The sequence below is a fragment of the Nostocoides sp. genome (genome assembly GCF_035343835.1).
In the GTDB taxonomy this organism is placed as follows: Bacteria; Actinomycetota; Actinomycetes; order Actinomycetales; family Dermatophilaceae; genus Nostocoides_A; species Nostocoides_A vanveenii.
This window is the reverse complement of sequence record NZ_DAOQZV010000214.1, coordinates 1-5486: the sequence shown is the minus strand read 5'-3', so window position 1 is coordinate 5486 and position 5486 is coordinate 1. Positions and strand designations below refer to the sequence as shown.

At 70.8% G+C, this 5486-nt stretch carries 5 protein-coding genes and 1 other RNA gene; 3 read left to right on the top strand and 3 right to left on the bottom strand.

Features of this window, described 5'->3' with window-relative positions; genetic code table 11:
• Nucleotides 1–172: 172 nt before the first annotated feature.
• Nucleotides 173–269: signal recognition particle sRNA small type (gene ffs, locus PKH97_RS13115), an RNA gene on the top strand.
• On the opposite strand, the gene PKH97_RS13110 is transcribed toward ffs, so the two are convergent.
• From PKH97_RS13110 to PKH97_RS13100, 3 genes are all read right to left on the bottom strand, one after another.
• Nucleotides 265–1095 carry a hypothetical protein gene (locus tag PKH97_RS13110; RefSeq protein WP_324387950.1) on the bottom strand — a complete coding sequence of 277 codons (831 nt, stop codon included), beginning with the start codon at nt 1093–1095 and terminating at the stop codon, nt 265–267. The two genes, ffs and PKH97_RS13110, sit on opposite strands and share 5 nt — an antisense overlap.
• A gap of 175 nt (nt 1096–1270) precedes the next feature.
• Nucleotides 1271–2401 (bottom strand): hypothetical protein, encoded by a 1131-nt coding sequence (locus PKH97_RS13105; RefSeq protein WP_324387948.1) that lies wholly within the window; start codon nt 2399–2401, stop codon nt 1271–1273.
• 150 nt (nt 2402–2551) lie between these two features.
• The gene (locus tag PKH97_RS13100; RefSeq protein ID WP_324387947.1) at nt 2552–3412 is read right to left on the bottom strand and encodes a DsbA family oxidoreductase; all 861 of its coding nucleotides are present in this window, start codon (nt 3410–3412) and stop codon (nt 2552–2554) included.
• A gap of 217 nt (nt 3413–3629) precedes the next feature.
• Here PKH97_RS13100 and PKH97_RS13095 point away from each other — a divergent pair, with 217 nt between their 5' ends.
• A complete protein-coding gene (locus PKH97_RS13095; protein ID WP_324387945.1) occupies nt 3630–4253 on the top strand; it encodes an arsenate reductase ArsC in 624 nt (207 codons plus the stop codon).
• A 63-nt stretch (nt 4254–4316) separates the two neighbouring features.
• Nucleotides 4317–5486: DNA polymerase III subunit gamma and tau (locus PKH97_RS13090; protein ID WP_324387944.1), on the top strand; the 1170-nt coding region annotated here is incomplete at its 3' end.

The following is a 5486-nucleotide window of genomic DNA, read 5'->3' as shown; positions in this document are numbered from 1 at the left end:
TACACGCACCGCGATCGCCTGGCCACCAGCAGCCTCGCTGCAGTCGACGGGCTGCTGCGCGCCCACGCCGGTGGGCGCTATCGCGGCATCACCGACATCTGATCCGAGTCCCGGGCGTTCGTCCCGGCGTCCGGCTGGTCCCGGGCGCCCGAAGGCGTCGCCTACACTTGGCACAGGCACCCCGCGTGGTGGTACCTCACCCAACTCCCCCAGGGCAGGAATGCAGCAAGGGTCAGTGAGCTCTTCCAGGTACGCGGGGTGTCCTCATGTCCGCTTCAGCGTGGCCTGCGATGCCGAGGAGAGCACGCCGGCGCGGTCGACGGGGCGGGCGGACACGTCATACGTGCCGGAGGCGGGAAGTGGCAACTGAACCGTCACGCGCCACGACGGCGCCGTGATGTCCCCCCAGACGACGGCCCGGTTCCACGCGGCAGTCGTCGACCAGCGGTTGCGCTGCGTGTCGAAGTACTGCCCGGTGAGGGTGTCACGGACCTGCACCTCGACGAAGGCGATGCCCGCGCCGGCCCCGGCGCTTCCGGAGACGACGGGTTGCACGCCGCTGCCCAGGCCTGGCTCGATGACGACGGAGGGCACGTTCGCCCGCACTGGCGGCGCCTGCCCGAAGACCGTGATCCGGCCGTTCTTCTGTTCGGCCACATAGAGATTGCCGGCCGGATCGACGGCCAGCCCGGCCGGTCCGCCGAGCTTGCCGAAGGTCGTGCCCGGGCCCCCGATGGTCGCGACCTCGGTGCGCGTGAGCCGGTCGAGCACGCGCACCACGCCGGCCGCTCCGTCGCTGACGAACACCCGATCGCCGCGGATGCTGATGCCCCAGGCCACGCCGCCCAGGGCCACGGTCGTCGCGGCCCCCGACGGCGACAGGATCGTCAGCGACCGCGCGCTCTCGCTGCCCAGCCAGATGTCGCCGGTGGCCGGATCCACGGCCACGGCGGCCAGGCGGGCGACCGTCGAAGCCCATTGGCGCACAAGCGCTTTGCTCGTCAGGTCGTAGACGCGCACCGCGGCCGGACTGGTCTGCACGGTGTAGAGAAGGCCACCCGAGATCTCGATGTCAGCCGTGAAACGCGGCGTCATGATCTGGCCCTGGCCGGTCGTCAGATCCGCCGAGTAACCGAGGACGAAGGGCTGCCCCTCGTAGCTGCTCACCCACACGTTCCCCGTCGCGGGATCGACCGCGACCGCCTTGGGGTAGTTCATTCCATCCGGCGGTGCGGAGCCGCGCCGGCCGGCGCGGGCAAGGAGGGTGCCGTCAGCGGCGTACCGCAGGACGTGCTGGCCGAACGAGTCGACGACCAGCACATCGCCGCTGGCCGGATCGACATCCACCCCGCGCGGAACCGACAGGCCCGCAGGATCCTCCGGCAGCGCCGGATCGGGAAACACCATTGCCGGTATGCCGTCCGCTCCGAACCCGAGGACGCGTCGCTGCCCCGTAGTCGGCTGCCCACACCATGTGGTCGGGTCCGACCGCCAGTTGACGGGCGCCGTCGACGAACTGTCCCGGACCGGTGCCCTCGGATCCCATCCGACCGGCCCAGGCGCGCGTGCTCAGCGCAAAGGCCTCGATCGTGGCGCCGGCCGAGTTGGAGACATAGAGCCGGTCCAGGCTCTCATCGAGCGCGAGACCCCGCAGGTCGCCGGTCAGTGTCGTGCGGTTGCCGATGTCGTACTTCCAGTTGCCATTGGCGCCGAAGACGTGGACCGTGACATTGCCGGTGTCGGCGACATAGAGATTGCCGGCCCGGTCGGTGACCACGCCCGTCGCCCAACGCACCTGGCCGGGGCCGCTGCCGGGGCGCTTGATGGTGAGCTTGAGCGTGAGCCTGCCGGTGGTCGAACCGGTGGGGATGGACACGGCATACCGCTTGATCGTGGTGCGGCCGCCGAAGGCATCCGGGATCCACAGATCGCCGGTGCTCGGGTCGACCGCGAGCCAGGCCACCTTCTGCGTGATGCCGAACTTGGCGATGAACCGGCCTGTTGCGGAGTACTTGACGACGTCGATCGGCTGCGTCGCCGCGCCGGTGACGGCCAGGTAGTAGGACCCGTCGCGCGGGTCGATTGTCAAGGCGGAGGCCACGCCCGGCACGGCCCCTCCGGGGTTGGTGAAGTCCCCGAGATAGGCGCCGGCGCGGGAGTAGCGCCGGACCTGCTTGGCGACATAGTCCCCGGCCGCGAGTTCGTCGCTCACCGGGTTGTAGGCCAGTCCCCACGCCGCGAGGCCGGGGCTCGTCGGCGCCGCGAGGACGCGCTGGGCGTAGCGGGGCAACTCATCGGTGCGGGCGATTCCCGCAGTCGCCGGTCCGGCGAAAAGCCAGGTCAGCGCCACGACGACGACGGCAACCAGGCGGTCGAACGCGGGCCCGGGTCGGGTTTGCATCAGGCCATGGTGAGGGTCGGGGACGACCGAGAGCAAGGTGACGCGGCAATGGCCTGTCCGGCCGCGGCGCTGCTATCGATCCGGCCCGCGGGCCAGCGGCCGGCCGCGGCACCGCTAGATCACGATGGCCCCGTATGCCGTGGACTCGCCTCAGTGAGCGGATGCGGCGCGCGCTTCAGCGTCGGAACGCGCCGGGGCGCAGACATCGCCGTCACAGCCCGCGTCTGCGGTTGCTGAGCATCCGCAGCCGTTCGCGCCGCAACCGCCGGCCGCCGACTCGGTGGCTGCCCCCTCGCCGTCCAGCGCGTCGTCGGACGCGCACCCGCCACCACAACACCCGCCGCCACAGCCGCCGGCGCTGGCTTCGGGGCGGTTGCCCCGGTCGGCCCACGTGTGATCGAGGGCGGAGAGCAGGACATCGACGGGCTGGGCGCCGGTGACGGCGAACTTCTGATCGAGCACGAAGGTCGGCACCCCGGAGACGCCGATCTCGGAAGCGAGCGCCTCGTCGGTGCGCACGTCGATGCCGTGGGCGTCGCCGGCCAGGACCGTGGCGACGACGTCCGCAGCCAGCCCGCCCTCGACGGCCAGGGCGGCGAGCACCTCGGGATCACCGATGGCCGCACCCTCGGAATACCAGGCCCGCATGATCCGGTCGGTGACCGGCGTCTCCACGCCGGCGGCCCGCGCCGCGTGGATGAGGCGATGGGCGTCATAGGAGTTGGACGCCACCAGGCGACGCCACTGGAAGTCCAGCGCGACCGCTGCCGCGGCGGCCGCCATCGACTCGTGCTGCGCGACCATCTGTTCCATCGGGACGCCGTATTTGGCGGCGACCGCCTCGATCACCGGCTCGGTGCCGACCCGCGGGGCGTTGCGATCAAGCTCGAAGCTATGCCAGATCACCTCGACCTCGTCGGCATGCTCGAAGCGGGCGAGGGCGAGTTCGAGATGCCGCCGGCCGAGGTGGCAGAAGGGACAGACGATGTCGGACCAGACGTCGATACGCATGGCCCTATTGTCCCTCGCGCCGAGTGTCGGGTCGGCCGGGCGTGGTGGCGGGCCTCGTTTGTGCCGGCCAAGGATGCCCGTCCGCCAGGGAACTCTCCGTCGGACGGGAAAGACCGCTCGGCGAGGAAGCGACCCGTCGGTGGGGCCCCGCTCGTGACAGTGGGGCGGCCGCGCGCAAGGATGTCGATCTGGATCCGAAGATCACGGAAGGCGAGCGATGCATCACCTCGACGACGCGGCATACGAGCAGATCACCGCGGATCTGGCGGCGAAGTTCTCCGACTCGCTCACGCGCGAAGACGTGGCAGCGGCGGTCGGGCGAGCGCGGGCGGAGCTGGAGCCGACGTCCCGGCACCCCGAATTCCTCGGCATCCTCGTGGCCAAGCGGGCCCGCGACCTGTTGCAGGCCGGCGCAGCCGGCCATGGCGAGGCGCTGCACACGGTGCCGACGATCCTCTTTGCGTGCGAGTGGGGGACCGGCCGCTCCCAGATGGCCGCGGCCTTCGCGCACCGCCTCGGCGGGCGGCACGTTCATGTGCGGGCGACCGGACGGCATACCGCAGTCGCCGTCGACACCCTGGTCGCCGAGGCGATGAGCGAGCGCGGCATCGATCTGGAGCAGCTGTTCCGGAGCAGTCCGGTCGGCGATCCGGTGCATGCCCCGGACATCCTCGTCGAGATGGGGTCTCAGCCGGACGACCTGGGGGCCAAGCTGGTCGTCAGCTGGACCGTCGCGGACCCGCACGACCAGCCGCTTCGGGTCGTCCGCGAGATCCGTGACGACATCGACGTCCGGGTCCGTAACCTGCTGACGGAGCTGCGGATCCCGCTCGCCGGGTGAGCGCTGCGGCCGGGTGGTTGCTGCGGGGAGGGGTTGTCGGATGGCACTACTAAGGTTCCCCGGGTGAGCACCGCCCTGTATCGCCGCTACCGGCCCGACACGTTCGCCGACGTGATCGGGCAGGAGCACGTGACGGTGCCCCTGATGCGCGCCCTCGACTCGGGACGCATCAACCACGCCTACCTCTTCTCGGGTCCGCGCGGCTGCGGCAAGACCACGAGCGCGCGGATCCTGGCACGCTGCCTCAACTGCGAAGAGGGGCCGACCGGCACCCCGTGCGGAGTGTGTGACTCGTGCGTCGCCCTCGCGCGCGGCGGGTCGGGCTCGATCGACGTCATCGAGATCGACGCCGCCAGCCATGGTGGCGTCGACGACGCGCGTGACCTGCGCGAACGTGCGGCCTTCGCCCCCGCCTCGAGCCGGTTCAAGGTCTACATCATCGACGAGGCGCACATGGTCACCCCGCAGGGCTTCAACGCTCTGCTCAAGATCGTCGAAGAGCCTCCCGAGCATGTGAAATTCGTCTTCGCGACGACCGAGCCCGAGAAGGTCATCGGCACTATCCGCTCGCGCACGCACCACTATCCCTTCCGGCTGGTGCCGCCCGCGCGACTGCACGACTATCTCGAGCAGCTGTGCGTGGCCGAGGGGGTGCCCGTCGAGCCGGGCGTGTTGAGCTTCGTCGTGCGCGCGGGCGCGGGGTCGGTGCGCGACTCGCTCTCGGTGCTCGATCAGTTGATGGCCGGCTCCGACCAGCACGGCTTGACGTATGACGGCGCGGCCGCTCTTCTCGGCTTCACCGACGCTGAACTGTTGGACGCGACGATCGATGCCTTTGCTGCCGGGGACGGCGCGTCGGTCTTCGGGCAGATCGAGCGGGTGATCGACACCGGGCTCGATCCGCGACGGTTCGTCGAGGATGTGCTCGAGCGCTTCCGCGACCTGATCGTGCTCTCAGCAGCGCCGGACACGGGCGCCTTCGTGCTGCGCGGACTGCCGAGCGACCAGATCGACCGGATGCGGGTGCAGGCTGCGGCCTTCGGGCCGGGGGATCTGTCCCGGTCCGCCGACATCGTCAATGCCGGTCTGACGGAGATGACGGGCGCCACGTCGCCGCGCCTGCAGTTGGAGTTGATCGCCGCGCGCGTGCTGCTGCCGGGCGCCGCGGGCGAACGCGGGTATGCCGCTCGGCTGGACCGGCTCGAACGCCGCTTGGAGGTGGGGGGCGTCCCG

Bases quoted from the DNA above. Each gene is read 5' to 3' on its own strand.
- PKH97_RS13110 (WP_324387950.1), bottom strand. From the start codon at position 1,095: ATGACGCCGCGTTTCACGGCTGACATCGAGATCTCGGGTGGCCTTCTC.
- PKH97_RS13105 (WP_324387948.1), bottom strand. From the start codon at position 2,401: ATGCAAACCCGACCCGGGCCCGCGTTCGACCGCCTGGTTGCCGTCGTC.
- PKH97_RS13100 (WP_324387947.1), bottom strand. From the start codon at position 3,412: ATGCGTATCGACGTCTGGTCCGACATCGTCTGTCCCTTCTGCCACCTC.
- PKH97_RS13095 (WP_324387945.1), top strand. From the start codon at position 3,630: ATGCATCACCTCGACGACGCGGCATACGAGCAGATCACCGCGGATCTG.